Origin of the sequence: Streptomyces seoulensis (assembly GCF_022846655.1) — a bacterium.
Taxonomy (GTDB): Bacteria; Actinomycetota; Actinomycetes; order Streptomycetales; family Streptomycetaceae; genus Streptomyces.
In genome coordinates, this window is the sequence record NZ_AP025667.1 from 2,433,742 (window position 1) to 2,460,246 (window position 26,505).

Below are 26,505 nucleotides of genomic sequence, written 5' to 3' on the forward strand. Positions count from 1 at the left end.
CGGGGGCAGGTGGGCCGCCCGGCGCCCGGAACGCGGGTGGAGGCGGAACCGGTGGCCGAGTCCATGGCGGGGGAGCACCTCTCCCGGCGCATGCTGCGGGACGAGACGCTGATCGTGCTGGCGCTCTCGCTCGGGGCGAGCGGGGTGTCCGCGCTCATCAGCTTCATCGGCTCGGTCACCAAGCCCGGCGGGCTCAAGGACCAGGCGGCCACCCTCAACGCCTCGGCCGCGCCCGGCCGTCCCTGGCTCGATCTGGCCTGGCAGCTCTTCGGGATCGCGTCCGCGCTGGTGCCGGTGGCACTGGTCGCGTACCTGCTGTGCCGGGAGGGCGAGAGCCTGAAGGTGATCGGCTTCGACCGGGGACGGCCCTGGTCCGACCTCGCGCGGGGCGCCGCCGTCGCGGCCGTGATCGGCAGTACCGGCATCGCCTTCTACCTCGCGGCGCGCGGTCTCGGCTTCAACCTCACCGTGGTGCCCGAGGCGCTGCCCGACGTGTGGTGGAAGTACCCGGTGCTGGTGCTGTCCGCCCTGCAGAACGCGGTCCTCGAAGAGGTCATCGTCGTCGGCTATCTGCTGCGCAGGCTCGGCCAGTTGGGCTGGAGTCCGGGGACCGCGCTGGTGGCCAGCGCGGTCCTGCGGGGCTCGTACCACCTCTACCAGGGCATCGGCGGCTTCATCGGCAACATGGTGATGGGCGTGGTGTTCGTCTGGCTGTACCGGCGGTGGGGCCGGGTCGGGCCGCTGGTCGTCGCCCACTCGCTGCTGGACATCGGTGCCTTCGTCGGCTACGCCCTGCTGGCGGGCAAGGTGGGGTGGCTGCCCACCGCGTGAGCGGTGACGACCACCCTTGCTCAGGCCAGGAGTTCGCCGTCGATGACGGTGACCGCGCGTCCGGTGAGCAGGGTGCGCTCGCCGCGCAGGCCGGTGCGGATGCGGCCGCTGCGGCGGGACGCCTGGAGGCCCGTGAGGTCGTCCCGGCCCAGGCGCGGGGACCAATAGGGGGCGAGCGCCGTGTGGGCGCTGCCGGTGACCGGGTCCTCGTCGATGCCGACGTTCGGGAAGAAGCAGCGGGAGACGTAGTCGGAGCCCAGCGTGGGGTCCTCGGCGCGTGCGGTCACGATCACGCCCCTGCTGGAGCAGCCGGTGAGCTCCCGGTGGTCCGGGGTCAGTTCCAGCACGGACTTCTCGTCGGCCAGTTCCACCAGCAGGTCCCCGACGTTCGGCCCGGTGTCGAACGCGGCCACCGGCTCCGCGCCCAGTGCCTCGGCGAGGCCCTCCGGGACCTCGACCTCGGTGAGCGGTGCGGTGGGGAAGTCCAGGGTGATCTCCCCGTCCTCGCCCGGCGTGGCGACGACGACACCGCTGCGGGTCGCGAACCGGACCGGGCCCTCGTGGGCGCCGGTGGAATACAGGACATGCGCGGTGGCGAGGGTGGCGTGCCCGCACATCGCCACCTCGGTGACGGGGGTGAACCAGCGCAGCGCCCAGTCGGCCTCGCCGCCGCCGGGCAGCCGGTGGGCGAAGGCCGTCTCGGAGTGGTTGACCTCGGAGGCGACCTGCTGGAGCCAGTCGTCGTCCGGGAACACGTCGTCCAGGAGCAGGACTCCGGCGGGGTTGCCGGTGAAGGGGAGGTCGGCGAAGGCGTCGACGATTCGGATGCGCATGCGGCAGACCCTAGGGGGTCCGACACCTGGGCGGCCAAGGCCAGTTGGAGACCGGTGGCCTTGGCCGGCGGGGCTCAGGGGGCCAGCGGCAACTGGCGCTTGTGCTCGGTGAGGCGGTAGCGGTCGACGATGGTGGTGAAGGCGGGCTCCGCCACCGGCTTGCCCTCCAGGAGGTCGTCGATGTCGTCGTACGTGACGCCGAGCGCCGTCTCGTCGGCCTTGCCCGGGTCCAGGGTCTCCAGGTCGGCGGTGGGCGTCTTCCAGACCAGCTCGGCGGGGGCGCCCAGGGCGTCTGCCACGGCACGCACGCGGCGCTTGGTCAGGCCGGTGAGCGGGACCACGTCGGCCGCGCCGTCGCCGAACTTGGTGAAGAAGCCGGAGACCGCCTCCGCCGCGTGGTCGGTGCCGACGACCAGACCGTTGTGGGCGCCCGCGACCGCGTACTGGGCGATCATGCGCTGGCGGGCCTTGATGTTGCCGTGCACGAAGTCCTGGTGGTGCGCGTCGCGGAAGACCGTGCCGCCCGCGACGACCGCGTCCAGCGCGGCGTCGCTCGCGGGCCGCACGTCGACGGTCAGGGTCCGGTCGGGGCGGATGAACTCCAGCGCCCGCTGGGCGTCGGCCTCGTCGGCCTGGACGCCGTACGGCAGCCGCATCGCGTAGAAGGTCGCCTCGTGCCCGGCCGCGCGGGCACGCTCGACCGCGAGCTGGCACAGCCGGCCCGTCGTGGTCGAGTCCACCCCGCCGCTGATCCCGAGCACCAGCGCGCGCAGGCCGGTGGAGGTCAGACGCTCCGCGAGGAAGGCGATCCGGCGCTCGATCTCGTGCTCCGCGTCGAAGGACTCGGGCACCTGGAGATCGCGGGCGATCTCCTGCTGCTGCGACGCGGCGGCCAGGTCGGTCATGCTCGTTCCTCACACTTCGGCGGCGGCCCTCACCTGCGGGCCGGGTGCCATTCTGGCAAACGCCCCTTCCGCCGGCACGCGACGGGTCACGCCCGCTGCCCGGCCTCCCTCGCCGCGCGCTCCACCCGCGCCCGGTGCTCCTCCCACCAGGCCGGGTCGTCCGACGGCATGCTGGTGTCGCCCCGGTCCATGCCGGTGGCGCCGTCCATGAGCTCCCGGACGACGTCGGCGTGCCCGGCGTGGCGCTGGGTGTCGGCGAGGACACGTACGACGGCGTGGTGCAGGGTCACCTCGTCCCGGCCGCTCGGCCACCAGGGCACCCGGCCGACGGTGTCCAGCGGCAGCGCCTCTACGGTCGCGTCCGCGTGCGCCCAGGCCCGTCGGTAGAGGCCCACGATGTCCGCGCGCGACTCCTCTGGGGTGGCCCACATGTCCGCGTTGGTCTCCGCGGCCTCGGAGAGCCAGGGCAGCTCCTCGCCGGACGGGCGTCCGAAGGTGTCCCCGAGGTAGCCCAGCTCGATCCCGGCCGCGTGCTTGACCAGGCCCAGGAGGTTGGTGCCCGTCGGGGTGAGCGGGCGGCGGGCGTCGTACTCCGAGAGCCCGTCGAGCTTCCAGAGCAGGGCTTCGCGGGCGGACCGCAGATAGCGGAGCAGGTCGGCCTTGGGGCCGGGCGGGGTCATGGGGTGCCTTCCTCTTTCCCGGCCAGGAGGTGCCGGAGGCCGGACCGGTAGCGGGACGTCGCGCCGACGGACCGGGCGTCCCGGCGGCGGACGGTCAGGCGGGGCTCGTCGGTCCGCGTCACAGTGGGGTCAGGACGCAGAACTCGTTGCCCTCGGGGTCCGCGAGGACCGTCCAGGGGACGTCGCCCTGGCCAAGGTCGAGGTCGGTGGCGCCGAGGGCGCGCAGCCGGTCCGCCTCCGCCGCCCGGTCGTCGCCGGGGTAGGGGCGGATGTCGAGGTGGACCCGGTTCAGGCCGGTCTTCACGTCGGGAGTGCTGATGAACTCGAGGTAGGGGCCGGCGGCCCTGGCGGAGCGGAGCCTCGCGTGGCCGTCGGTGACCTCGTGCACGGTCCAGTCCGTCGCCTCGCCCCAGAAGCGGGCCATGGCGTGCGGGTCCGCGCAGTCGACGACGACCGCGGCCACCGGGCCGGTGTCCCGGTAGATCTCCCGAGGCTCCAGTACGCAGAACTCGTTGCCCTCCGGGTCCGCGAGGACCGTCCAGGGGACGTCGCCCTGGCCCACGTCGGCGGGTGTGGCGCCGAGGTCCCTCAGGCGCGCGACCAGTTCCGCCTGGTGGGCCGTGCTGGTGGTGGCGAGGTCGAGGTGGACGCGGTTCTTCACCGTCTTGGGGACCGGGACGGTGAGGACGTCGATGCGGACGGCCTCGGGGGAGGGGTAGGTGACGCCCTCGGGCTGGACGTCGGTCTCGTCGGGCGTGTCCCCGGTGACCGTCCAGCCGAGCGCGTCCGCCCAGAACCGGCCGAGCGCGGACTTGTCCGTGGCCTTCATCGAGATCTGCACCAGACGCGTCGTCATGCGGCAGATCGTATGCCCGCGCCGCTCGCGGCAGACGACCATTTTTCTCGCGGCAGGGGCTTGTCGGTGAGCAGATTACCGATATATCGTTGACGTGTCGCGTAAAGAACGCGATGGGATGTGATGGATCGACGACAGGACGGAGTGATCGTGATGCACGGTCATGGATTCAGGCGGGGACCCTGGGCCGCCGGTCCCGGTGGGCACGGTCGGGGCGGGTTCGAGGGGGAGCGGGGCGCCTTCGGGCCCTTCGGGCCGGGTGGTCCCGGCTTCGGCGGCCCTGTGTTCGGCGGGCCCCCCGGTTTCGGAGGCGGCCCCGGCTTCGGAGGCGGACGCGGGCGCGGCGGGCCCAGGGGACGGGCGCGGCGCGGTGATGTGCGGGCCTCGATCCTGGCCCTGCTCAAGGACCGGTCGATGCACGGCTACGAGATGATCCAGGAGATCGCCGAACGCAGCGGCGGCGCGTGGAAGCCGAGCCCCGGCTCGGTCTACCCGACCCTGCAGTTGCTGGAGGACGAGGGTCTGATCGTCAGCCGGAGCGAGGGCGGCAAGAAGCTGTTCGCCCTCACCGACAGCGGCCGCACCGCCGCCGAGGAGGGGCCGGACGCCCCCTGGGAGGAGGCCTCACGCGGCGTCGACTGGGAGGCGCTCGGCGAGATCCGCCAGGCCGGGGCCGGCCTGATGGAGGCGTTCGGCCAGGTCTGGAAGACCGGCACCAAGGAGCAGCGGGACAAGGCGCTGACCGTCCTCAACGACGCCCGCAAGAAGCTGTACCTCATCCTCGCCGACGAGGACTGAGGTTCACGCGGGCACGCGTCGTATCACCGCCGCGTCGAACAGGTCCCACGCCCGCGGAAAGGGACTCTCGTCGTGGCAGTGCCAGGCGTCCCAGAACAGGTCGGCGGGCAGTGCGTCCGACGGGGCGTACACCCGGTACACGTACTGCTTGCCGTCGACCGCGGGCAGACCCACCAGCCAGCACAGGCGACCTTCCTCCACTTCGTGTGAGACGTGTGAGGGTGCCGTGTGGTTGCGCCGGGGCGCGTGGCGCGCCGGGTGCGCCCCTGAGTGGCGCGGCCCGGCCTCATCCGTGAGGAGGAGACGGCGGGCGCGGGTCTCCACTCTGCGTGGGACCCGCGAATGGTTCCCCTCGCTGATGTGAAGGGACCGCCGTGACTGATGGGGTGGGTCCGTGGAACCCCGTACAGCCGGCCGGGCCGTCCCTGACGAGGGCGGCGCCGGCGCACAGGACGACACCGGTATCGACGCGACACTGGCGGCGGTCGTCGCCGGTGCCCGCCGCCGCGCGGTGCGGGACGGTGACCGGCAGATCGACACCGCGCATCTGCTGCACTCGCTCCTCGACGCCGATCCGGAGGCCCGCGCCGCCATCGGCCCCCAACTGGTCCGGCTGCTCGGCTATCTCGTGCAGCGCAGCATCGGCTACGGACTCGGCTGGCAGCGCGGCGCGGAGGGCGGCGGCCCGCCGGGCGCCGTGCCGAGGCCGGTGCGGGGCGACGGCACGTTCGAAGGCCCCGAACGCTGGTCGCCGACGGCGGCCGAGGCCATGCGGGAAGCCCGCCGCCGCGCCGCCCGCCGGGGCGAATCCCATGCCACCGGCGTCGATCTGCTCGCCGCCCTGGTGGCCGACCCCCGCTCGCGGGCCGTCGAGGTCCTGGAGCGCGCCGGGATCCCCGCGGGCGGCCTGCCCGCCCGGCACGCACCCCGCGCCACGGACGGCACCGAGCGCTGAACCACGCACCCCCCGGTCCAGCCTCTGAGACAGGTGCGAACGGGGGTGACGCTCATGTCATCGCCTGTCATCATGTGCGCGTGCGTTCGTCCGGAAACAATTGGAGCGGCCGCGGGGCGGGGCTCGGCCTCGCGCTGGCGTCGGCGCTGGCCTTCGGCGGGTCGGGAGTCGCGGCCAAGCCGCTGATCGAAGCGGGCCTCGACCCGCTGCACGTCGTCTGGCTGCGGGTGACCGGCGCGGCCCTGGTGATGCTGCCCCTCGCGGTGCGGCACCGCGCGCTGCTCCGGCAACGCCCGGCGCTGCTCGCCGGGTTCGGGCTGCTCGCGGTCGCCGGAGTGCAGGCGTGCTACTTCGCCGCGCTCTCCCGCATCCCGGTCGGCGTCGCGCTGCTGGTGGAGTACCTGGCCCCGGCGCTGGTGCTCGGCTGGGTGCGGTTCGTGCAGCGCCGACCGGTGACGAGGGCGGCCGCGCTCGGTGTGGTCCTCGCGGCCGGGGGACTCGCCTGCGTGGTCGAGGTGTGGTCCGGGCTGCGCTTCGACGCGCTCGGTCTGCTTCTCGCCCTCGGTGCCGCCTGCTGCCAGGTCGGCTACTTCGTCCTGTCCGACCACGGTGGCGAGGCCGGGGAGCGGGCACCCGACCCGCTCGGCGTGATCGCGTACGGCCTGCTGGTCGGCGCCGTCGTGCTCACCGCCGTGGCCCGGCCCTGGACCATGGACCGGTCCGTGCTGACCGGCACCGCGCGCCTCGACGGCACCCCGGTGCCCGCTCTCGCGCTGCTCGCCTGGATCGTGCTCGTCGCCACGGTCGTCGCCTATGTCACCGGCGTGCTGTCGGTGCGGCGGCTGTCGCCGCAGGTGGCGGGTGTCGTGGCGTGCCTGGAGGCGGTTATCGCCACCGTGCTGGCCTGGGTGCTGCTCGGCGAGCATCTGTCGCTGCCGCAGGTGGCCGGGGGCGCGGTCGTCCTCGTCGGAGCCTTCATCGCGCAGTCCTCGGCACCCGCCGAGGGGAGTTGCGAGCCGGTCGCGGAGGGCGGCGCGGAAAGGGAGTTGTCGGCGCGGGGGACCGCCGCGTAGGGCCTGTCCGGTGACGCGTGCCGCCGATCGCCGACGAGGCGCCGGGGTGCCGGTGACCGGCACCCCGGTGGTCACGGGTGGGACCGGTCAGGCGCCCGTGGCCGGCTGAGCCGCATCCGTGCCGGTCAACTCCGCGAGATAGCCGGGGAGTCCGGTGCCGGGCGCGAGGTCGGCGTCGGCGAGCGGGGCCGCGTAGGTCTTGTGCACGGGGACGACTCCGGCCCAGTACGGCAGGGTGAGGTCCTCGGGCTCGTCGTTCACGCCGCCGGTGCGGACCTTGGCCGACACCTCCTCCAGGTCCAGCCGGATCACCGCCGTGGCCGCCAGCTCCTTGCGGTTGGCGGGGCGGGAGTCGGCCGACCGGCCGGGCACCACCTGGTCCACCACGGCGTCCAGCGCGATCCGCCGCTCCTCGGGGTCGGTGACCTCGTGGGCGACGCCGTGCACCACCACCGAGCGGTAGTTGATCGAGTGGTGGAACGCGGACCGCGCCAGCACCAGCCCGTCGACATGGGTGACCGTCAGGCACACCGGGAGTCCGGGATCGGCGGCGCCGGTCATCCGCAGCGGGCGCGAACCCGTGGACCCGTGCACGTACAGCCGCTCGCCGACCCGGCCGTACAGCGTCGGGAGCACCACGGGAGCGCCGTCGCGGACGAAGCCGAGGTGGCAGAGGTAGCCCTCGTCGAGGATCGCGTGCACCGCCTCCCGGTCGTACGACGCGCGCTGCGCGGCCCGCGTGGGCACGGTGCGGTCGGTCGGTGCGTAGGCGGCCTGCGGTGCTTCCTGTCCGGTCCCCTGCATGGCGGTCCCTCCCTGGACTGCTCAATTGCACTAGTGCATAATGATGTTTGTGCTAGGAGAGTATCCGATTCAGGGGCGCGGCGCGGCTGAGATCGCGGCCAGCGTCGAACACGCGGTCGGCTCAGGGGAGCTGCTGCCGGGCCAATCGCTGCCGCCCATGCGGGAGTTGGCGGCCCGGCTCGACGTGAATCCCAATACGGTCGCGGCCGCCTACCGCACCCTGCGCGAGCGCGGAGTGATCGAGACCGCCGGCCGCAGGGGGAGCAGGGTCCGCCCGAAACCGGCGACGACCGGCCGGGAGGAGCTGCGCGTCGACGTGCCCGAGGGTGCGCGGGACCTGTCCACCGGCAACCCCGACCCCGCACTGCTGCCCGCGCTCGCCCCGGCGTTCGCGGCGGCCGCCGCCCACGCCGACCGCGACCCGGTGCTCTACGGCGACGACCCGGCCGACCCCGGCCTCGTCCGCGCCGCCCGGGCCGCACTCGACGCCGACGGTGTCCCCGCCGGGCCGCTCACCCTCGCCTCCGGCTCCCTCGACGCCGTCGAACGCGTCCTCGCAGCCCACCTGAGGCCGGGCGACGCGGTCGCCGTGGAGGATCCCGGCTGGGGGAGCATGCTCGACCTGATCCCCGCGCTCGGGCTGCGAGTCGTCCCCGTGGGCGTGGACGACGAGGGCCCGCTGCCCGACGGACTGGACGTGGCCCTGCGCTCCGGCGCCCGCGCCCTGATCGTCACCGCCCGCGCCCAGAACCCCACCGGCGCCTCGGTGAGCGCCTCCCGCGCACGCCGGCTGCGCGCCGTGCTGCGCGAGCATCCGGGAACCGTGCTGATCGAGGACGACCACGGCCACGGCTTCGTCGACCTCCCGGCGCACCCCCTCGCGGGCGCCACCCGGCACTGGGCGTTCGTCCGTTCCGTGTCCAAGACCTACGGACCCGATCTCCGGCTCGCCGTCCTCGCCGGGGACGCCCGCACCGTCGACCTGGTGCGCGGACGTCAGCGGCTCGGCCCCGGCTGGGTGAGCCACCTGATGCAGCGCGCCGTCGCCCGGCTCTGGGCGGACGACGCGGTGGGGCCGGAGGTGGCGGCCGCGTACAGCGCGCGCCGGCGGCGGCTGCTCGACGCGCTCGCCGTACGCGGGGTCGCCGCGTACGGCCGCAGCGGCATGAACGTCTGGGTGCCGGTGCCCGACGAGACCGGCGCGGTCGCCCGGCTCCTCCAGCACGGCTGGGCGGTGGCCCCCGGCGCCCGCTTCCGGCTGGACTCACCGCCCGCGGTCCGCATCACGGTCTCGCCGCTGACCGAGGCGGACATCGCACCGCTCGCGGACGCGGTGGCCGCCGCGGTACGCCCGTCCCCGGCCCGCTCCTACGGGTGAGCGTGGGGCTCAGCCCTTGCGCCTGACCTGCGTCAGCGCCGCCCCGACGATGACGATCACCGCACCCACCGGAGTGGTCCAGCGCAGCGACTCGCCGAGGATCGTCACCCCGGCCACGGTGGCGATCACCGGGACGAAGTAGGTGACCATCTGAGCCGTGGTCGGGCCGACCTCGGCGACCAGCCCGTACTGGATGAGCATCGCCAGGCCCGTGCCGACGGCGCCCAGCGCGGCCACCGCCAGCAGCGGACCCACCGCGAAGCGGGCCGGGAGCGAGGTGAACAGCGGCGTGACGACGGCGAGCTGGACGGTGGCGAGCAGCAACTGCGCGCCGGTCATCGACAGATGCGAGTTGCCCGTGCCCGCCAGCGTCCGCCGCACGTAGATCCAGCCGACCGGGTAGCTCAGCGAGGCCAGCAGGGCCAGTGCGGTGCCCCTGGCGTCCAGGCCGTGGAAGCCCTGCCAGGCGCCGAGGACGGTGAGCACCCCGAGGAAGCCGAGCCCGAGCCCGGCGACGCGGACCCTGGTCGGCCGGTCCTCGGAGAGGGCGACCAGGGAGAACGCCATGCCCCACAGCGGTGAGGTGGCGTTGCAGATGCCGGCCAGCGTGGAGGGGATCGTCAGCTCGGCGAACGCGAAGAGGGAGAAGGGCAGGGCGTTCAGGAAGAACGCGGCGACCGTCAGGTGGGCCCAGGTGCGGCCCCCGCGCGGCAGCCGCTCCCGCTTCACGGCCATGGCCGCCACCAGCACGGCCGTACCGAACAGCAGGCGGCCCAGGGTGACCTGGAAGGGGGCGTAGGCGCCCGTGCCGACCTTGATCAGCAGGAAGCTGAAGCCCCAGATCAGGGACAGCAGGCCGAAGCGCAGGCGCCAGTCGAGAAGGCGGGGCGGGCGGGTGGGGGCCGAAGTGGCGGCGGGGGACTGGGTCCGGGAAGGGGTGACCGTGCTCATGCCGTCAAAGATGCTGGACGCAACTTCGTAGCACAATCGAGAATTCCCGCTCGATACCTTTTAGGATCGCTTACATGTTGAACCTGGAGCGCCTGCGCACCCTGCACGCCTTCGCCCGGCACGGCTCGGTCAGCGCCGCCGCCGAGGCGCTGCATGTGACCACGTCCGCGGTCTCGCAGCAGCTCGGCAAGCTGGAGCGGGAGGCGGGACAGCGGCTCCTGGCCAAGAACGGGCGCGGGGTGCGGCTCACGGACGCCGGACGCCTGCTGTCCGAGCACGCCGCGCGCATCCTCTCCCAGGTCGAGCTGGCCCAGTCCGACCTGGAGGCACACCGGGGCCAGGTCGCCGGGGAGCTCAGGATGTCGGCGTTCCCCACCGCCGCCAGGGGACTCTTCCCGACCGCGCTCGCCTCCCTGCGCGCCCGGCACCCGGCCCTGCGGCTGCGCTCCTGCGAGCTGGAGCCGGAACTCGGCGTCGCCGGGGTCGCGCGCGGCGACCTGGACCTCGCGGTCGTCCTCGACTGGTACAACAAGCCGATGCCCGTGCCCGACGGCCTGGTCAAGGAACAGCTCCTGGACGACCCGGCCGAGGTCGCGCTGCCGGCCGGGCACCCGCTCGCCGGGCGGGACGAGGTGGACCTCGCGGAGTTCGCCGGGGACGAGTGGATCACCTGGGGCGAGGGCGAGTTCTGCCACGAGTGGCTGCTGTTCACCCTGCGTTCCAAGGGAGTCGAGCCCATCGTCGGCCACCGCGCGGGCGAGACCCACACCCAGCTCGCGCTGGTCGCCGCCGGGCTCGGGGTGTGCATCGCGCCCGTGCTGGGCCGTGACCCCGTACCGCCCGGCGTCGCCCTGGTCCCGCTCAGGCAGCGGGTGCGGCGGCACGTCTACGTGCTGTGGCGTGCCGACGCCGACCGGCGGCCCTCGATCCGTGCCGCCGTCGAGGCGCTGCGCGCGGCGGCCGCGCGGCTCGGCTGAACCCTCAACGGCCGCCGAGCTTGCGGAAGTCCCAGGAGACCACCTTCTCCGGCGTCAGCCGGGCCCAGGCGTGGCGGCCGTCGTGCGGCATCTCGTCCATGCCGAAGTTCTTCCGCGCGAACAGCGTCTCCGCCGTGTCGAGTTCGGCGCACAGCTCGCCCGTGCGCGGCACCTCGCCCACGAACTCCACCCGCCCGGACAGCTCGGCCCCGCGCAACTGGTCGTACTCCTCGCCCGAGTCGACGACCACCGCCACCCGTGAGTCGTGCCGCAACTGGGTCCAGCGTCTGCTGCGCACCACGGAGTAGAGCCAGAGCGAGGTGCCGTCCCAGACGAACCACAGCGCGCTGACGTGCGGGGTGCCGTCCGCCGAGACGGTCGCCACCCGGCAGGTGCGCTGGCTGGTCAGGAACTCGTCCAGCTCACCGGGCGTCATCATGATCTTCCGGCCCCGGCGCTGCTGAGTGACGGTCATGCGGCCCCCCTCGCCGTTCAGGCCAGCTTGATCTCGTCGCCGGACACGGTGATCTTCTCCTCGGGCAGCGGCGCCGTCGCGGGCCCCTGCTTCACGCTGCCGTCCGTCACCGAGAAGTGGCTGTTGTGGCAGGGGCAGACGATCACCCCGTCGGCGACGCTGCCCACCGCGCAGCCCTGGTGGGTGCACTTCGCGGAGAACGCCTTGTACGTGCCCGCGCTCGGCTGGGTCACCACCACGCCCTGGTCCTTGAAGATCTTCCCGCCGCCCTCCGGGATGTCGGAGGTCTTCGCGAGGGCGTCCCCGGCGGAACCGGTGCCGGCCGCGTCCGAACCGCCGTCGTCCGAACCGCAGGCCGCCAGCGCCACGGTGAGTCCGGCCGCTCCCGCCGCCGCGATCACGGTACGTCGGTCCGGTCCGGCTGTGGGTCGGGGCGATGCGCTGGTCATGGGGCGTTTCCTTCCGCCGGAGTGAAGCGTTCTTGATCCGTCCAGGGGTACGGCCCCGTGGCACCTGCCGTTCAGCGACGGGCCCGATCCTCGCGTCCGGGGCATGAGGAGGGCGTAAGGGCGGTGCGGCGGATCAACGCCCGGCGAGCGGCGCCCAGGAGTGCACCCACGTCAGCAACTCCGGGGTGTGCAGCGCCGGGACCCACAGGTCGGCCCGGTGCGCGTCGTCGCCGTGCGGCCGGGGGCCGATGCCCAGTACACGCAGTTTGGCGCGGCGGGCCGACTCGACGCCGGTCAGCGAGTCCTCGACCGCCAGGGCCTCGTCCGCGGGCACCCCGCACAGCCGGGCCGCGGTCTCGTACACGTCCGGCCACGGCTTGGGGCGCACCGGCGTCCCGGCGTCGCCGGACGGGCTCGCCGACGGCACGACGACGTGCTCGAAGTGGGAGCGCAGCCCGGCCCGCTCCAGGCTCTCCTCCACCACCTCCGAGGGGCAGTTGCTCGCCACGGCCAGGGGGAGCCGGCCGGAGAGCAGCCGTACGAGTTCGACGGCGCCGGGCATCGTCACCGGGTCGTCCGCGACGAGTTCCAGGAAGTGGTGGAGGAGCGCCGCCGTCAGGTCGGCGGTCAGCTCGGGCTTGTGCACCGACTCGGCCATGAGCCGCCCGCAGTCGGCGTAGTGCACCCCCTTGGCCTGCTCGGCGAACCCCGGCGGCGCCTGGAGGCCGAAGCCCCGGAAGGCCCGGCTGCGGGCGTCCTGCCAGTGGCGCTCGCTGTCCATCAGCGTGCCGTCGCAGTCGAAGACGACGGCCCTGGGGGACCAGTCGAGCAGGTGATGACCTGTGGTGGACACCATGACCTCCCTGGAACGGGCATTCCCGGCAAAGCTCGGGAAACGGAAACATCGTGGCCGCTACGTTATTCATGCGCCCAGAGTGAGGAAATGACTACAAAGAGTTATCGACGTGAGAGGTTCCGGGGTGTATGCGCAGGCGGGGGTGTCGGAGGCGGGAGTCGCCGATCGAGGCGCCAACATCTTTGTGTGAAGGCACAGTTGAGGCGTGTTCGCCGGACGGCCGGTCCCGCCGTGCCGTCACCGCCGATCCGCCGGTGCGGTACCGAAACGGTGGCGGAGCGCACCCTTTACCACTCGCCCGCGTTCATCCTCGAAAGAAATGCGCAATTACCGCGCGAGTGTGGCTGCCGGGCCTCCCGGCGCACGCGGGCGCACTAGATTCTTCGGCGTCGGGAACGTTGAGCGAGGGTGGACGGGACGTTGCAGGAACGGGCCAGGGCAACGCGCCGATCACTCCTGGAGGCGGCCGCCTCCCTCTTCGCCGAACGCGGGTACGCGGGCACCAGCGTCAACGACATAAGCAGCAGGTCGGGACGGACGAGCGGCTCCGTGTACTTCCACTACGCGAGCAAGGAGGGCATCGCCCTCGCCGTCGTCCAGGATCGTTTCGCCACCTGGCCCGGCCTCACCGCGCGGTATACGAACGAGACGGTCCCGCCCATGGAGCGGCTCGTCGCGCTGAGCTACGACATCGCCAAGGCCCTCGCCGAGGACCCCGTGACGCGCGGGGGCGCCCGGCTGTGGGCCGAGCGCGACACCATCAACGCGACGCTCCCCGACCCCTTCGCCCTGTGGACCGCCGCCACCACCCGCCTGCTGGCCCAGGCGCGGGCCACCGGTCAACTGGCGCCCCACATCCGGCCCGCCCCCACCGCCCGCGCCCTGGTGCGCGCCTTCTTCGGCCTCTGCTCCCTGACCGAGGCGCTGGAGGGGACGGCGACCATCACCGCCCGCCTCGCCGAGTGGTGGCACCTCACCCTGCCGTCCCTCCAGGCGGCGCCCAAGCGCTGAGGACCGGTCAGGCGCGCGGCGCGAGCCGCACCGGCAGCTCCTGCACGCTGTTGCCGACGAAGCCGGCATGCGCGGGCAGATCCGTCTCCGGCACGGCCGGTTCGAGGTCGGGGAAGCGGGTGAACAGACGCTCCAGCGCGACCGTCGCCTCCAGCCGCGCCAGGGGAGCGCCCAGGCAGTAGTGGGCGCCGTGGCCGAGGGACAGGCTGCGCACGGCGTCGGCGCGGGCCGGGCGCCGGACGTCGAACCGGTCGGCGTCCGGGCCGTGAGCCTTCTTGTCGCGCCCGGCGGCCGAGTAGCCGGCGAGGACCGGGGTGCCCGCCGGGATCGTCGTTCCCTCGACGGTGAGGTCCCGCACCGGGTAGCGGAACGGGAAGTAGCTCACCGGCGAGTCCCAGCGCAGGGTCTCCTCCACCACGTCGGCTCAGCTCGCGCCGCCCGTGCGGACCAGGTCGAGCTGGTCGCGGTGGCCGCACAGCGCCCGCACGGCGTTGGTGATCAGGTTCAGCGTGGTCTCGTGCCCCGCGACGATCAGCAGCACCAGGGTGCCGATCAGCTCCTCCTGCCCGAGCCGGTCGCCGCCCTCGTCGCGGGCCGCGATGAGGGCGCTGGTCAGATCGTCGCCGGGACGCTCGGCCTTGCCTGCCACCATCTCGCCCAGCACGGCCAGGAGTTCGCGGTTGGCCGCCAGTACCGCTTCCGGCTCGATGCCGGTCGCCACCACGAGGTTGCTGAGGCGGTGCAGGCGGTCGCGGAACCGCTCCTCCACGCCGAGGAGTTCGCAGATGACGCCCATGGGCAGCGGCAGCGCGAAGTGCCGCCGCAGGTCGACGGCACCGTCACCCGCCGCGGCCAGGCCGTCCAGCAGCGTGTCGGTCAACTCCTCGACCCGAGGCCGCAGTCCTTCCACCCGGCGCGGGGTGAAGGCACGGCTGACCAGGGACCGCAGCCGCCGGTGGTCGTCCCCGTCGGCCGTGGTCATCCCGCGCACGGTGGCGAACGTCAGCAGCGGCCAGCCCGGCTCGATCCGCCCCTCGTGCAGGGCCCTGAAGTGCCTTACGTCCTTGGCGACTTCGGGATGCTGGAGAAACTCCCGCAACGCGTCGTGCCCCAGGACGGCCATCCCCTCGATCCCGCCCGGCAGTTCGACGGGGGCCACCCCGCCGAGGGCCAGCAGGCGGGCGTTGTCGGCGTGCGGGCAGCCCCCGGCGGGGTTCAGGCGGTGCGGGGGTCCGGTGGGTGAGCTCTCCACGGTTCTCCTGACGGTCGTACGGCCGGTCCGGGTGGTGCGGGGAGGGTGCGTGGCCGATCGTAGGCGCGCGCGGGCCCGGACGGAGGGGGCTCGGCCGAGGTGGTGCGCGTGGCCGCCGTCGTCCGGTTCGAAGGGGCCCCGTCGGGCCGCCGCATGCGCGATAGCCTGGGCGGATGCTGACCGAAGTCACCGTCACCCGGTACATCACGCCCCTGCGTGAGGGCGGTTCCATGCCGGGGCTCGTCGAGGCCGACGATCTCGGGCTCTACGTCCTGAAGTTCAGCGGCGCCGGGCAGGGCCGCAAGACCCTCGTCGCCGAGGTCGTCTGCGGGGAACTCGCCCGGCGCCTCGGCTTCCGGGTGCCCGGACTGGTGACCGTCGGGCTGGACCCCGTGCTCGGTCTCGGCGAGCCCGAGCGGCAGGTGCAGGATCTGCTGCGCGCCAGCGGCGGCGCCAACCTCGGCATGGACTTCCTCTCCGGCGCCCTCGGCTACGACCCCCTCGCCTTCCCCGTCGACCCGGAGGAGGCCGGCCGGATCGTCTGGTTCGACGCGCTGGTCAACAACGTCGACCGCTCCTGGCGCAACCCCAACCTCCTGGTGCACCGGGGCGGGCTGTGGCTCATCGACCACGGCGCCACCATGATCTGGCACCACAACTGGCCCTCCGTCGACGCCTCAGCCGCCCGGCCCTACGACGCCGCCGACCACGCCCTCGCGGGCTTCGCGCCCGACGTCACCGCCGCCGCGGCCGACCTGGCCCACCTGGTCACCGAGGACCTGCTCGCCGAGGTCACCGCCCAGATCCCCGACGCCTGGCTGGCCGACGAGCCCGGCTTCGACACCCCCGACGACCTGCGCCGTGCCTACGCGCGCCCGCTGCTCGCCCGCGCGGGCACCGTCCACGAACGCATCGAGGGCCTCAAGGAGAGCAAGTGAGCGAGCACCACATCCACATGGCCGGCAGCGTGGTCGAGCGCCACATCATCCGGGGCGGCCAGGGCGGCGACCGCGAGGTGTACGAGTACGCCCTGCTGCGGGTCGTACCCCGCGTCGAGCGCGGCGAGCGGATCAACGCGGGTGTCCTCGTCTACTGCCGCGCCCGGGGTTACGTCGGTGCCCGCACCCACCTGGACGAGGCCCGGCTGCTCGCGCTCGACCCGGCGGCGGACGTGGCCGGGGTGCGCGCCGCGCTCGGTGCCGTGGAGCGGATCTGCGCGGGCGGGGAGGAGTCCGGCCAGGCGGCCCGCGACGACGCCGGGCGGCGTTTCCGCTGGCTGATCGCGCCCCGCTCGACCATCGTCCGGCCCGGCCCGGTGCACACCGGACTGACCGCCGACCCGGTGGCCGAGACCGAGCGCCTGCTGGACCTCCTGGTGAGGTAATGGATCACACCGCCCGGTGTCCCGTTGACACCGGGTGCCAGGGCTTCTAGCGTCACGGGTGCTGAAGGTACTAAGCGGTCGCTCACCGCACGGCGGGTCCGGTGCCGGACCCGTCGGGTTCTCTCAAGGGCGAGGAGAAGCAGCAATGTCCACCAATGAACAGCGGGTCGCGGTAGTCACCGGCGCGGCGCGCGGTATCGGCGCCGCCACCGCCGTACGGCTGGCCGCCGAGGGTCACGCCGTCGCCGTGATCGACCTGGACGAGGCCGCCTGCAAGGACACCGTCGAGAAGATCACCTCGGCGGGCGGCAAGGCCGTCGCGGTCGGTGCCGACGTCTCCGACGAGGCGCAGGTCGAGGCGGCCGTGGCGCGGATCGTGGAAGAGCTGGGCGCGCCGACCATCCTCGTCAACAACGCCGGTGTGCTCCGCGACAACCTGCTGTTCAAGATGAGCGTGTCCGACTGGGACACCGTGCTCGGCGTGCACCTGCGCGGCTCGTTCCTGATGACCAAGGCGGTCCAGAAGCACATGGTGGACGCGGGCTTCGGCCGGGTCGTCAACCTGTCCTCGTCCTCAGCGCTCGGCAATCGCGGCCAGGCCAACTACTCGGCCGCCAAGGCGGGTCTGCAGGGCTTCACCAAGACCCTCGCCATCGAGCTGGGCAAGTTCGGCATCACCGCCAACGCCGTCGCGCCGGGCTTCATCGCCACCGAGATGACCAAGGCCACCGCCGACCGCGTGGGCATGGACTTCGACGACTTCAAGAAGGCCGCCGCCACCCAGATCCCGGTCCAGCGCGTCGGGACGCCCGAGGACATCGCCAACGCCATCGCCTTCTTCACCGGGGATGCGGCCGGATTCGTCTCCGGCCAGGTGCTGTACGTCGCGGGCGGACCGCTCGACTAGTCACTCGGGACCCTGGAGCACACGGACATGATTGAACTTCCCGCACTCTCCGGCAAGGCCGCGCTCGTCACGGGCGCCAGCCGGGGCATCGGCTACGGCGTCGCGGAGGCCCTCGTGGCGCGCGGCGACCGCGTGGTCATCACCGGCCGCAACGAGGATGCGCTGAAGGAGGCCGTCGAGCGGCTCGGTGCCGACCGCGTCATCGGCGTCGCCGGCAAGGCCCACGACCTCGCCCACCAGACCGAGGCCGTCGAACGCGCCATGGAGGCGTTCGGCCGCGTCGACTTCCTGGTCAACAACGCGGGCACCAACCCGGTCTTCGGCCCCATCGCCGACGTCGACCTGGACGTGGCCCGCAAGGTGTTCGAGACCAACGTGATCTCGGCGCTCGGCTTCGCCCAGAAGACCTGGCACGCCTGGCAGCGGGAGAACGGCGGCGCGATCGTCAACATCGCCTCCGTCGCCGGACTCGCGCCCTCGCCGTTCATCGGCGCCTACGGCGTCAGCAAGGCCGCGATGATCAACCTGACCCAGCAGCTCGCGCACGAGTTCGCGCCCAAGGTGCGGGTCAACGCCATCGCCCCGGCGGTGGTGAAGACCAAGTTCGCCGAGGCCCTGTACGAGGGCCGCGAGGCGGAGGCGGCCGCCGCCTACCCGCTCGGCCGGCTCGGCGTCCCCTCCGACATCGGCGGGGCCGCGGCCTTCCTCACCTCCGAGCAGTCCGACTGGGTCACCGGTCAGACGCTCGTCGTGGACGGCGGCATCTTCCTCAACGCCGGGGTGGGCTGACCCCTCCCGGCCCGCGCCACCACGGGCGCCGTTCCCTTCGGGGAGCGGCGCCCGTACGCGTTCCCGAGCGGGGCGCGGTCATGACAACGTAGTCATCGGTAACCGTTCAACAACCCATGTTTCAGGGGAGGTTCAGGAGGTCTCGGGCTGCGGTATGGTCTGCCGACCTTGGTACGGCGGATCGAGGAGCGAGCGCGTGTTCAAGCGGAACAGAGTCCGGCGCAGGGTCGCGGCGGCCGCGTCCCTGACCTCACTCATCACCCTGCTGCCCGGCTGTGGCCTGCTCTCCGACGGCGGCCCCGACGACAGCAGTCCGATCGTGGTGGGGACGACGAGCGCGCCGAGCACCCTGGACCCGGCCGGCGCCTGGGACGGCTCCTGGGAACTGTTCCGCAACGTCTACCAGACCCTCCTGGCCTACCCGAACGGCGCGACCACCCCCCAGCCTGACGCCGCCGAGAGCTGTTCCTTCACCGACTCCACCAGCCGCACCTACCGCTGCAAGCTGCGGTCCGGGCTGAAGTTCGCCGACGGTGACCCGCTGGACGCCAAGGCCGTCCAGCACTCCATCGACCGCATCCGCACCATCAACGCCCCCAGCGGCCCGGCCGGACTGCTGGAGGGCCTGGACCGGGTGGAGACCGTCGGCACGCGGGAGATCGTCTTCCATCTGAAGAAGCCCGACGCCACCTTCCCGTTCGTGCTCGCCACCCCGGCCATGTCGCTGGTCGACCCGCGCGAGTACCCCGCCAACTCGCTGCGCACGGACAAGGACGTGCGCGGCTCCGGCCCCTACCGGCTGGAGTCCTACGACGAGGGCGAGGAGGCGGTGCTGGTGCGCAACGACAGCTACAAGGGCTTCGCCGAGCGGGAGAACCACGCGGTCACCATCCGCTACTTCCAGGACTCCGGCGCGATGGTCAAGGCGCTGCGCGAGAAGCGGATCGACGTCACCTACCGGGGACTCGCCGCCGACGACATCCTCGCCCTGCAGAAGCAGTCCCCGGCCGATCTCCAACTGGTCGACGGCACCGGCACCGACATCAGCTACCTGGTGTTCAACCCCAAGGACCGCTGGGCCGGCAACGCGGCCGTGCGCAAGGCCGTCGCGCAGGTCGTGGACCGGGGCGCGATCGCGCACAAGGTGTACCGGGACACCGTCGAACCGCTGTACTCGATGGTCCCCAAGGGCCTCACCGGCCACGCCACCTCCTACTTCGACCGCTTCGGCGACCCCAGCGGGGACAAGGCCCGCGCCATCCTCACCCGCGCCGGCATCGACCGGCGGGTCCCGCTCACCTTCTGGTACACCTCCGACCGCTACGGCTCCGAGACCGCCGTGATGTTCCAGGAGCTGAAGCGGCAGTTGGAGGGCTCCGGACTGTTCACGGTCACCCTGCGCACCCGCCCCTGGAAGACCTACGTGACCGGCTACCAGAAGGGGGAGTACCCGGTGTTCGGCCGCGGCTGGTTCCCGGACTTCCCCGACGCGGACAACTTCATCGCGCCCTTCGTCGGCGAGCACAACGCCCTCGGCACCCCGTACGTCACCAAGAAGATCACCGGCGAGCTGCTGCCCCGCTCGCGGGCGCAGGGGAACCGCGCCGAGGTGGTCAAGGACATGACGTCCGCCCAGCGGATCATGGTGGAGGACGCCCGGCTGATCCCGCTGTGGCAGGGACGCCAGTACGTCGCGGCGAGCCAGGACATCGCCGGCGGCGAGCGCGCCCTCGACCCCTCGACGATCATGACGATGTGGGAGCTGCACCGTAAGACGAGCTGGTGAGCGGCCTGCCCCACGCGTTGTCAGTGGTCGCCTGTAGGTTCTGAAGCCTTGGAAGTGACCGCCGATCGTGAGGGACACCGACGTGACCGACATCGCCATGCTGCCCGAGTCCTGGCAGGGCGTCCTGGGTGACGAGCTCCAGCAGCCGTACTTCAAGGAGCTGGCCGAGTTCGTCGAGGAGGAGCGGGCGAACGGTCCCGTCTACCCGCCGCGCGAGGAGGTCTTCGCCGCGCTCGCCGCGACGCCTTACGAGAAGGTCAAGGTCCTCGTCCTCGGCCAGGATCCCTACCACGGCGAGGGCCAGGGGCATGGCCTGTGCTTCTCGGTCCGGCCGGGTGTGAAGACCCCGCCGTCCCTGCGGAACATCTACAAGGAGATGCACCAGGAGCTGGACCTGCCCGTCCCGGACAACGGCTATCTGATGCCGTGGGCCGAGCAGGGCGTCCTGCTGCTGAACGCGGTCCTCACCGTGCGCTCCGGCGAGGCCAACTCGCACAAGGGCAAGGGCTGGGAGAAGTTCACGGACGCGGTGATCCGCGCGGTGGCCTCCCGTCCCGACCCGGCGGTCTTCGTGCTGTGGGGCAACTACGCGCAGAAGAAGCTGCCGCTGATCGACGAGACGCGGCACGTGGTGGTCAAGGGCGCGCACCCCTCGCCGCTGTCCGCGAAGAAGTTCTTCGGCTCGCGGCCCTTCACCCAGATCGACGAGGCCGTCGCCGCGCAGGGGCACGAGCCGATCGACTGGCGCATTCCCGACCTGGGCTGACCTGCACCGGCCCGGACCGCGGTGGCGCCGGTCCGGGCGTGTCGCCGTGTCGTCCGGGGCCGCCTGCCCGGTATCGCCCCCGCCTGCGGTTAGCGTCGGGGGCGGACGGCCGACGAGCGGCCGGATGACGGGTCCGGAGGGCGCGGTGGCGGAGCGACAGGAGCAGACGGCGCCCGACGCCCTGCTCACCCGGGTCGGACAGATCGTCATGCTCCACCGCGGCGGCGACCGCGAGGAGGCCCGGCGCCGGCTGCTGGAGCTGTGGGCCCAGGCGGCCGAGTCCGGTGACCCGCTGCACCGCTGCACCCTCGCCCACTACCTGGCCGACACCCAGGACGACCCGGCGGACGAACTCGCCTGGGATCTGCGGGCCCTGTCGGCGGCCGACGAACTGACCGACGGCCGCCCCGGCGCGGACCCCACGAGCGTGCGCGGCTTCTATCCCTCCCTGCACCTCAACCTCGCGGCCGACTACCTCAAGCTGGACCGCGCGGAAGCCGCCCGCACCCACCTGCGCCGCGCCCGCAGAGCGGCGGACACCCTCGCCGACGACGGCTACGGCACCGGCGTCCGGGCCGCGATCACCCGCCTCGAACTCCGCTTCCCCGACACCGGCCCCGCCGAGGGGGACGGCTGGGGCCCGCCGAGACAGCGGCCGCAGAGCTAGCTCAGTGCCCGTACGCCCGGTCGCAGATCGTCGACTGGGGGCTGTTCCTGGGCCAGCCGCCGTACTTCTTGCCCAGCGCGCACACGTTCGGGACCCTCGGCACCGTCCGGGGCGGCGGGTGCGGGGTGTCGGCGCGCTGGCGCCGCTGCTCCGGGTACGCCCGGCGGGGCGCGGGAGCCGCGGGGGGCCGCTGCGGCTCGGGCGGGGCGGGCGCGGCGGCGGCCGGGGGGCGCGGTGCGGGGGCGGCGGGGGAGTGCCCGGTACGCTCCAGCGCCTCCCGCGCGGGCCCCTGTTCCATCCGGGGCAGCGCGCTCCCGTCCGGCCGTGCCGCCGCGGGCCGGGACGGCGGGCCGGCCGGGCCCGACGCGGGTACCGCCGGCCCGTGCACGGTCATGCACCCGGTGAGAGCCGAGACGGCCACGGTGACAAGAAGCGCTGCGGCAGTCGTAGTTCGATCCACCCGACCACTCTGCGCGCCCCGCCGTCCGCCCGGCGTCGGTGACGGGCCGCCGATGCCCCGCACGAGTGATCTCTCGCCCCGCCGGGAGGGCGTGGCGCGGACGCGGGCTGACGCTACTCGCCGGTCCGCCCGTCGACCCGCTCACGGATCAGGTCGGCGTGACCGTTGTGGCGGGCGTACTCCTCGATCATGTGGGTGTAGATCCAGCGGACGTTGAACGGATCGCCCGCGGATCTGCGCAGGCCCTTGGAGAAGTCGTCCAGCCCGAAACCGGCCGCGTTGCGCCGCGCCGTCCCCACCTCGGTCAGCCAGGTCGCGTACGCGTCCTGCCAGGTGTCGGCCTCGGTGATGTGCCAGTCGGCGTCCGGGTCCTCCTCGGTGGAGTACAGCACCCCCGGGTCCTCGCCGAGCAGGATCTCGTGGAACCAGTACCGCTCGACCTCGGCCAGGTGCCGCACCAGGCCCAGGAGCGTCATGGTGGAGGGCTCCACGGAGGGGGTCCGGAGCTGCTGGTCGGTCAGGTCCGCGCACTTCTCGATCAGGGTCTGCCGGTGGTAGTCCAGCCAGCCCTCCAGCATGTCGCGCTCACCGGCGTCGATGGCGGGCTCTCGGCGTATGTTCGTCATGCCGCGCATCCTCGCCCAACTCCCGCGTGATGGACAGGAGTTTTCGGCTCGCCAAGGCCGGGCGGGACCTGCCGCCGCAGTCCTTCGACGGCATCGCCGACCGGCGCCCGCCGTATGCTTCCGAGGAGGAAGACGCAGGACAGCGGTAGGGAGAGCACACGTGAAGGTCGGCTGCATCGGACTCGGCGACATCGCGCGGAAGGCGTATCTGCCGGTCCTCGGCACACAGCCCGGTCTCGACCTCCACCTCCAGACGCGCACCCCCGCCACGCTCGCCCGCGTCGCCGACTCGCTGCACCTGCCCGCCGAGCGGCGGCACGAGACGCTGGACTCCCTGCTGGACGCGGGTCTCGACGCCGCCTTCGTGCACGCGCCCACCGCCGTCCACCCGGAGATCGTCACCCGGCTCCTGGAGGCGGGCGTACCCACGTACGTGGACAAGCCACTCGCCTACGAACTCGCCGACTCCGAACGGCTGGTGGAGCTGGCCGAGCGCCGGGGCGTCCCCCTCTTCGTCGGCTTCAACCGCCGCTACGCCCCCTCCTACGCGCAGGTCCTGGAGCACCCGCGCGACCTGATCCTGCTCCAGAAGAACCGGGTCGGCCTCCCCGAGGAGCCGCGCTCGATGATCCTGGACGACTTCATCCACGTCGTCGACACCCTGCGCTTCCTGGCGCCCGGCCCGGTGGACGACGTCACCGTGCGGGTCCGCAGCGAGGCCGGGCTGCTCCACCACGTCGTGCTCCAGCTCTCCGGGGACGGCTTCACCGCGCTCGGCGTGATGAACCGGCTCTCCGGCTCGGCCGAGGAGATCCTCGAGGTCTCCGGGCAGGACACCAAGCGCCAGGTGGTCAACCTCGCCGAGGTGATCGACCACAAGGGCCAGCCCACCGTGCGCCGCCGGGGCGACTGGGTCCCGGTGTCGCGGCAGCGCGGCATCGAGGGAGCCGTCCTCACCTTCCTCGACGCCGTCCGCGCGGGCGAACCGCTCAGCGCACGGGACGCGCTGGCGACTCACGAGCTGTGCGAGCGCGTGGTACGAGCGGCCGAGGACCCGTCCGGCGCGGCCTGAGCGTCCGCAGCCCCTCCGCCACACCCAGCACCGTCAGCACCAGCAGCGCGCCGTCCACCGGCCAGTCGCCGTGCCGGACGTACGGGGTGACGCCGTGCGCGAGCGGTACGTCGTACACACGGGCGGCGCTCGCGCCGGTGCCGAGCCAGGGGCCGACGCGCTCGCCGTCCGGGCCGTATACCGCGGAGACGCCGGTCAGGGTGGCGTGCACCATCGGGCGGCCGGTCTCGGCGGCCCGCAGCGCGGCCAGCGAGGCGTGCTGCTCCGGGGCCCAGCTCTCCTGGAACGTGGAGGTGGCGGACTGGCCGAGCAGGACGTCCGCGCCGTCCTCGGTGAGCCGGCGGCCCATGTCGGGGAACGCGGTCTCGAAGCAGACCAGGGGGCCGAGCCCGAGGCCCCCGGCGTCCATCACCACCTGCTCCTCGCCCCGGTGCCGGTCCTCGCCCGCCGCCTTGCCGACCGAGGTGGCCCAGCCGAGCAGTGCGCGGGCCGGGACGTACTCGCCGAACGGCACCAGCCGCATCTTGTCGTACCGGTCCCCGGTGGGGCCGTCCGGGCCGACCAGTACGGAACTCTTGTAGATGCCGGGGCGGTCGGAGCGGCGGGCGTCCACGTTCACCAGCACCTCGGCGCCGGTCTGCCGGGACAGGGCGGCGATCCGGCGGGCCAGGTCGGGCCGGTCGCCGAGGTCGTGGCCGACACTGCTCTCGCCCCAGACGATCAGGTCCACGTCCCGCCCCGCCAACCGCCGGGTCAGCGACTCCTCCCGCGCGAACCGCCGCTCGGGGCCCCGCGGACCGTCGTACACCCCCGGCTGGACCACCGCGATCCGCGCCCGCCCGTCCACGTCCGCGCGCGGCGCCCAGGCGTACGCGGCGCTCGTGGCGGCCGCGGTGGCGATCAGCGAGGCGATGGCGGGCACGCGGGAGGCGCGTACCGAGATCAGCACCGCCAGCGCCACGTCGACGGCGACCACCAGGAAGCTGAGCAGCCACACCCCGCCCACCGAGGCGAGCCGCAGCGCCGGGCCCACCTGCCACTGGGTGGAGCCGAGCATGCCCCACGGCCCGCCGAGCCCCTGCCAGGAGCGGACCAGCTCCACCGCCAGCCACGCCGAGGGCAGCACCAGCAGGGCGGCCGAGGCCCGGCCGGGCGAGGGGGTGCCGCCCAGGAAGCGGTGCGCCAGCCATCCCCAGGGCGCCCAGAGCACGCCCAGCAGGGCGGCTATCAGGAAGATGAACACATGCAGGCTCGGCAGCAGCCAGTGGTGCACCGCCAGCATGAACCCGACGCCCCCGCACCAGCCGTCGAGCGCGGCCCGGCGGGCGGTCGGCGCGGAGCGGGCCAGCGCGATCCAGGGGACGAGGGCGACGTAGGCGAACCACCAGAGGGCGGGCGCCGGGAACGCGAGCACCGGCAGCGCGCCCGCCAGGGCGGCGGCGCCGGAACGGGGCCAGGGGGAGCCCAGCGGCCGGCCGAACGTCCTCGTGCTCCTCATCCGGAGTCTCCCTCCCCAGGGCCCTCACTCCAGTGTGCGCGCGTCGCGTGATCCATGACAGGGGACCACCGGCGAAATCGGGTGGCAGCCGGGGCCCGGGTGGCCGAACCTGGTCCCATGATCGACCAACCCGCCGCCACCGAGCCGAAGTTCCGCATCCGCGCCGCCCACACGTCCGACACGATCACGGTGTACCAGGCGTACCGGCCGGAGATCGGCGAGGCGGCGGCCCGTACCGGCCGTTTCCCCGCGGCCTGGAGCCGGTCCCGGATGACCTGGATCAAGCCCTCCTTCCTGTGGATGATGTACCGCTGCGGCTGGAGCGCCAAGGAGGGCCAGGAGACGGTCCTCGCCGTGGACATCACCCGTGACGGTTTCGAATGGGCCCTGCGCAACGCCTGCCTCTCGCACCACGTGGCCGAGCTGCACGGCACCCCGGCCGACTGGAAGCGCCGTCTCCGCGAGGCTCCGGCCGCGTCCAGTGGGACCCCGAGCGGGACCTGCACCTGAACCCGCTTCCCCATCGCGCCCTCCAACTGGGCCTCGCGGGGGAGGCGGCCGCCCGGTACGCCGACGAGTGGATCGTGGGCATCCGCGACGTGACCCCGCTGGCGCGGGAGGTCCACGGGGCGGTACGGGCGGGGCGGCTGGAGGAGGCGGCCGGGCTGCTGCCGCGGGAGAGCCCGTACCCCGTGGCCGGAGGACTTCTGGCCCACCTGGGCGCGTAGATCACCGGGACCGGGTGCGCGCACTACGCTGGCCACCATGATTCGCGCCGCGGTCTTCGATGTCGGTGAGTGCCTGGTGGACGAGACGACGGAGTTCGGGACCTGGGCGGACTGGCTGGGCGTGCCCCGGCACACGTTCTCGGCGGTGTTCGGCGCGGTGATCGCCCAGGGGCGTGATCACCACGAGGTCTTCGAGGAGTTCCGGCCCGGCTTCGACCTGGCGGAGGAGCGGGAGCGGCGGGCCGCAGCCGGGGTGCCCCGGATGTTCGGCGAGGCCGACGTGTACCCCGATGTCCGCGACACCCTGGCCACGCTCCGGGCGGACGGCCTGTGGCTCGGCATCGCGGGCAACCAGGACGAGCACGCGGCCCGCGTCCTGCGCGAGCTCTTCGCGACGGACGTGGACCTGATCGGCACCTCGGCCGACTGGGGTGTCTCCAAGCCCGACCCCGCCTTCTTCGCCCGCCTGACCACCATGGTCCCGGCCGAACCGGACGAGATCCTCTACGTGGGCGACCGCCTGGACGACGACCTCCGCCCGGCTCGCCGGGCCGGCACGCACACGGCCCTGATCCACCGGGGCCCCTGGGCGCGGCTGACCTGGAACACGAGGGACGCGGAACGGCTTCCCCTGTTCCGCATCGAGAGCCTGCTGGAACTGTCGGGGCTGATCAGGGAGTTCAACACCAGCCGACGCTGAGGTCCGGGCCCCGCCGGCCGTCCGTCATCGCTGGACCG

The 26,505-nt window shown here is 73.1% G+C and carries 29 protein-coding genes and 2 pseudogenes; 17 read left to right on the forward strand and 14 right to left on the reverse strand.

Annotation, left to right across the window (positions count from 1 at the left end):
* The first annotated feature begins 63 nt into the window (after positions 1–63).
* A complete protein-coding gene (locus tag HEK131_RS11315) occupies positions 64–831 on the forward strand; it encodes a CPBP family intramembrane glutamic endopeptidase (RefSeq protein ID WP_217462533.1) in 768 nt (255 codons plus the stop codon).
* A gap of 20 nt (positions 832–851) precedes the next feature.
* Here the strand turns inward: HEK131_RS11315 and HEK131_RS11320 are convergent, their stop codons facing one another.
* The 4 genes from HEK131_RS11320 to HEK131_RS11335 form a co-directional block, all read right to left on the reverse strand.
* A complete protein-coding gene (locus HEK131_RS11320) occupies positions 852–1,664 on the reverse strand; it encodes a PhzF family phenazine biosynthesis protein (protein WP_244334666.1) in 813 nt (270 codons plus the stop codon).
* A 74-nt stretch (positions 1,665–1,738) separates the two neighbouring features.
* The gene (nadE, locus tag HEK131_RS11325) at positions 1,739–2,569 is read right to left on the reverse strand and encodes an ammonia-dependent NAD(+) synthetase (protein ID WP_244334668.1); all 831 of its coding nucleotides are present in this window, start codon (positions 2,567–2,569) and stop codon (positions 1,739–1,741) included.
* An 86-nt stretch (positions 2,570–2,655) separates the two neighbouring features.
* A complete protein-coding gene (locus HEK131_RS11330; RefSeq protein ID WP_244334670.1) occupies positions 2,656–3,249 on the reverse strand; it encodes a DinB family protein in 594 nt (197 codons plus the stop codon).
* A gap of 118 nt (positions 3,250–3,367) precedes the next feature.
* The gene (locus HEK131_RS11335; protein WP_244334672.1) at positions 3,368–4,105 is read right to left on the reverse strand and encodes a VOC family protein; all 738 of its coding nucleotides are present in this window, start codon (positions 4,103–4,105) and stop codon (positions 3,368–3,370) included.
* A gap of 153 nt (positions 4,106–4,258) precedes the next feature.
* On the opposite strand from HEK131_RS11335, the gene HEK131_RS11340 reads away from it, so the two are divergent.
* Positions 4,259–4,903: a PadR family transcriptional regulator gene (locus HEK131_RS11340; RefSeq protein WP_244451989.1), complete on the forward strand. Its 645-nt coding sequence runs from the start codon at positions 4,259–4,261 to the stop codon at positions 4,901–4,903.
* Positions 4,904–4,906: 3 nt separating this feature from the next.
* On the opposite strand, the gene HEK131_RS11345 is transcribed toward HEK131_RS11340, so the two are convergent.
* Entirely contained in the window at positions 4,907–5,104 is a 198-nt protein-coding gene (locus HEK131_RS11345) for a hypothetical protein (protein WP_244452183.1), read from the reverse strand.
* A 193-nt stretch (positions 5,105–5,297) separates the two neighbouring features.
* On the opposite strand from HEK131_RS11345, the gene HEK131_RS11350 reads away from it, so the two are divergent.
* Positions 5,298–5,858, forward strand: coding sequence for a Clp protease N-terminal domain-containing protein (locus HEK131_RS11350; RefSeq protein WP_244334674.1), 561 nt, complete (start codon positions 5,298–5,300; stop codon positions 5,856–5,858).
* Between the two features lie 80 nt (positions 5,859–5,938).
* On the forward strand, positions 5,939–6,931 hold the full coding sequence (locus HEK131_RS11355) for an EamA family transporter (protein ID WP_244334676.1): 993 nt from the start codon (positions 5,939–5,941) through the stop codon (positions 6,929–6,931).
* A gap of 87 nt (positions 6,932–7,018) precedes the next feature.
* On the opposite strand, the gene HEK131_RS11360 is transcribed toward HEK131_RS11355, so the two are convergent.
* Complete coding sequence (locus HEK131_RS11360) at positions 7,019–7,735, reverse strand: pyridoxamine 5'-phosphate oxidase family protein (protein ID WP_244334678.1); 717 nt, start codon at positions 7,733–7,735, stop codon at positions 7,019–7,021.
* 49 nt (positions 7,736–7,784) lie between these two features.
* Between HEK131_RS11360 and HEK131_RS11365 the strand changes: the two genes are divergently transcribed.
* Positions 7,785–9,113: an aminotransferase class I/II-fold pyridoxal phosphate-dependent enzyme gene (locus HEK131_RS11365; protein ID WP_244334680.1), complete on the forward strand. Its 1,329-nt coding sequence runs from the start codon at positions 7,785–7,787 to the stop codon at positions 9,111–9,113.
* Positions 9,114–9,122: 9 nt separating this feature from the next.
* Here the strand turns inward: HEK131_RS11365 and HEK131_RS11370 are convergent, their stop codons facing one another.
* Complete coding sequence (locus HEK131_RS11370) at positions 9,123–10,064, reverse strand: DMT family transporter (RefSeq protein WP_217462506.1); 942 nt, start codon at positions 10,062–10,064, stop codon at positions 9,123–9,125.
* Positions 10,065–10,138: 74 nt separating this feature from the next.
* Between HEK131_RS11370 and HEK131_RS11375 the strand changes: the two genes are divergently transcribed.
* The gene (locus HEK131_RS11375) at positions 10,139–11,041 is read left to right on the forward strand and encodes a LysR family transcriptional regulator (RefSeq protein WP_217462505.1); all 903 of its coding nucleotides are present in this window, start codon (positions 10,139–10,141) and stop codon (positions 11,039–11,041) included.
* Between the two features lie 4 nt (positions 11,042–11,045).
* Here the strand turns inward: HEK131_RS11375 and HEK131_RS11380 are convergent, their stop codons facing one another.
* The 3 genes from HEK131_RS11380 to HEK131_RS11390 form a co-directional block, all read right to left on the reverse strand.
* Positions 11,046–11,516, reverse strand: a complete 471-nt coding sequence (locus HEK131_RS11380; protein WP_217462504.1) for a pyridoxamine 5'-phosphate oxidase family protein — start codon at positions 11,514–11,516, stop codon at positions 11,046–11,048.
* A 17-nt stretch (positions 11,517–11,533) separates the two neighbouring features.
* Positions 11,534–11,965, reverse strand: a complete 432-nt coding sequence (locus HEK131_RS11385) for a Rieske (2Fe-2S) protein (protein ID WP_217462503.1) — start codon at positions 11,963–11,965, stop codon at positions 11,534–11,536.
* Between the two features lie 133 nt (positions 11,966–12,098).
* Complete coding sequence (locus tag HEK131_RS11390; RefSeq protein WP_217462531.1) at positions 12,099–12,818, reverse strand: HAD family hydrolase; 720 nt, start codon at positions 12,816–12,818, stop codon at positions 12,099–12,101.
* A gap of 411 nt (positions 12,819–13,229) precedes the next feature.
* On the opposite strand from HEK131_RS11390, the gene HEK131_RS11395 reads away from it, so the two are divergent.
* Positions 13,230–13,832, forward strand: coding sequence for a ScbR family autoregulator-binding transcription factor (locus HEK131_RS11395; RefSeq protein WP_217462502.1), 603 nt, complete (start codon positions 13,230–13,232; stop codon positions 13,830–13,832).
* Between the two features lie 7 nt (positions 13,833–13,839).
* On the opposite strand, the pseudogene HEK131_RS11400 reads toward HEK131_RS11395, so the two are convergent.
* Positions 13,840–15,084, reverse strand: a pseudogene (locus HEK131_RS11400) (cytochrome P450 family protein).
* A 173-nt stretch (positions 15,085–15,257) separates the two neighbouring features.
* Between HEK131_RS11400 and HEK131_RS11405 the strand changes: the two are divergent.
* The 7 genes from HEK131_RS11405 (at position 15,258) to HEK131_RS11435 (ending at position 21,383) form a co-directional block, all read left to right on the forward strand.
* Positions 15,258–16,022 (forward strand): HipA family kinase, encoded by a 765-nt coding sequence (locus HEK131_RS11405; protein ID WP_244334682.1) that lies wholly within the window; start codon positions 15,258–15,260, stop codon positions 16,020–16,022.
* Positions 16,019–16,468 (forward strand): DUF3037 domain-containing protein, encoded by a 450-nt coding sequence (locus tag HEK131_RS11410; protein ID WP_217462499.1) that lies wholly within the window; start codon positions 16,019–16,021, stop codon positions 16,466–16,468. The genes HEK131_RS11405 and HEK131_RS11410 overlap by 4 nt, the downstream gene beginning before the upstream one ends.
* Positions 16,469–16,613: 145 nt before the next feature.
* A complete protein-coding gene (fabG, locus tag HEK131_RS11415; RefSeq protein ID WP_217462498.1) occupies positions 16,614–17,375 on the forward strand; it encodes a 3-oxoacyl-ACP reductase FabG in 762 nt (253 codons plus the stop codon).
* A gap of 27 nt (positions 17,376–17,402) precedes the next feature.
* The gene (locus tag HEK131_RS11420; RefSeq protein ID WP_244334684.1) at positions 17,403–18,164 is read left to right on the forward strand and encodes an SDR family oxidoreductase; all 762 of its coding nucleotides are present in this window, start codon (positions 17,403–17,405) and stop codon (positions 18,162–18,164) included.
* Positions 18,165–18,360: 196 nt separating this feature from the next.
* Entirely contained in the window at positions 18,361–19,950 is a 1,590-nt protein-coding gene (locus HEK131_RS11425) for an ABC transporter substrate-binding protein (RefSeq protein WP_244334686.1), read from the forward strand.
* A gap of 82 nt (positions 19,951–20,032) precedes the next feature.
* A complete protein-coding gene (gene ung / locus HEK131_RS11430; RefSeq protein ID WP_217462530.1) occupies positions 20,033–20,716 on the forward strand; it encodes a uracil-DNA glycosylase in 684 nt (227 codons plus the stop codon).
* Between the two features lie 145 nt (positions 20,717–20,861).
* On the forward strand, positions 20,862–21,383 hold the full coding sequence (locus HEK131_RS11435) for a hypothetical protein (protein WP_217462495.1): 522 nt from the start codon (positions 20,862–20,864) through the stop codon (positions 21,381–21,383).
* Position 21,384: 1 nt separating this feature from the next.
* Here the strand turns inward: HEK131_RS11435 and HEK131_RS11440 are convergent, their stop codons facing one another.
* Both HEK131_RS11440 and HEK131_RS11445 read right to left on the reverse strand, forming a co-directional pair.
* Positions 21,385–21,777, reverse strand: coding sequence for a hypothetical protein (locus HEK131_RS11440; RefSeq protein ID WP_347881852.1), 393 nt, complete (start codon positions 21,775–21,777; stop codon positions 21,385–21,387).
* Positions 21,778–21,956: 179 nt separating this feature from the next.
* Entirely contained in the window at positions 21,957–22,469 is a 513-nt protein-coding gene (locus HEK131_RS11445; RefSeq protein ID WP_244334690.1) for a DinB family protein, read from the reverse strand.
* Between the two features lie 160 nt (positions 22,470–22,629).
* On the opposite strand from HEK131_RS11445, the gene HEK131_RS11450 reads away from it, so the two are divergent.
* Positions 22,630–23,541 (forward strand): Gfo/Idh/MocA family protein, encoded by a 912-nt coding sequence (locus HEK131_RS11450; protein ID WP_244334692.1) that lies wholly within the window; start codon positions 22,630–22,632, stop codon positions 23,539–23,541.
* Here HEK131_RS11450 and lnt read toward each other — a convergent pair.
* On the reverse strand, positions 23,459–25,039 hold the full coding sequence (gene lnt, locus HEK131_RS11455; protein ID WP_244334694.1) for an apolipoprotein N-acyltransferase: 1,581 nt from the start codon (positions 25,037–25,039) through the stop codon (positions 23,459–23,461). The two genes, HEK131_RS11450 and lnt, sit on opposite strands and share 83 nt — an antisense overlap.
* 117 nt (positions 25,040–25,156) lie before the next feature.
* Here lnt and HEK131_RS11460 point away from each other — a divergent pair.
* Positions 25,157–25,767 (forward strand): annotated as a pseudogene (locus HEK131_RS11460) (DUF4291 domain-containing protein).
* A 37-nt stretch (positions 25,768–25,804) separates the two neighbouring features.
* Positions 25,805–26,467, forward strand: a complete 663-nt coding sequence (locus tag HEK131_RS11465; RefSeq protein WP_244334696.1) for an HAD family hydrolase — start codon at positions 25,805–25,807, stop codon at positions 26,465–26,467.
* The last annotated feature ends 38 nt before the right edge of the window (positions 26,468–26,505 follow it).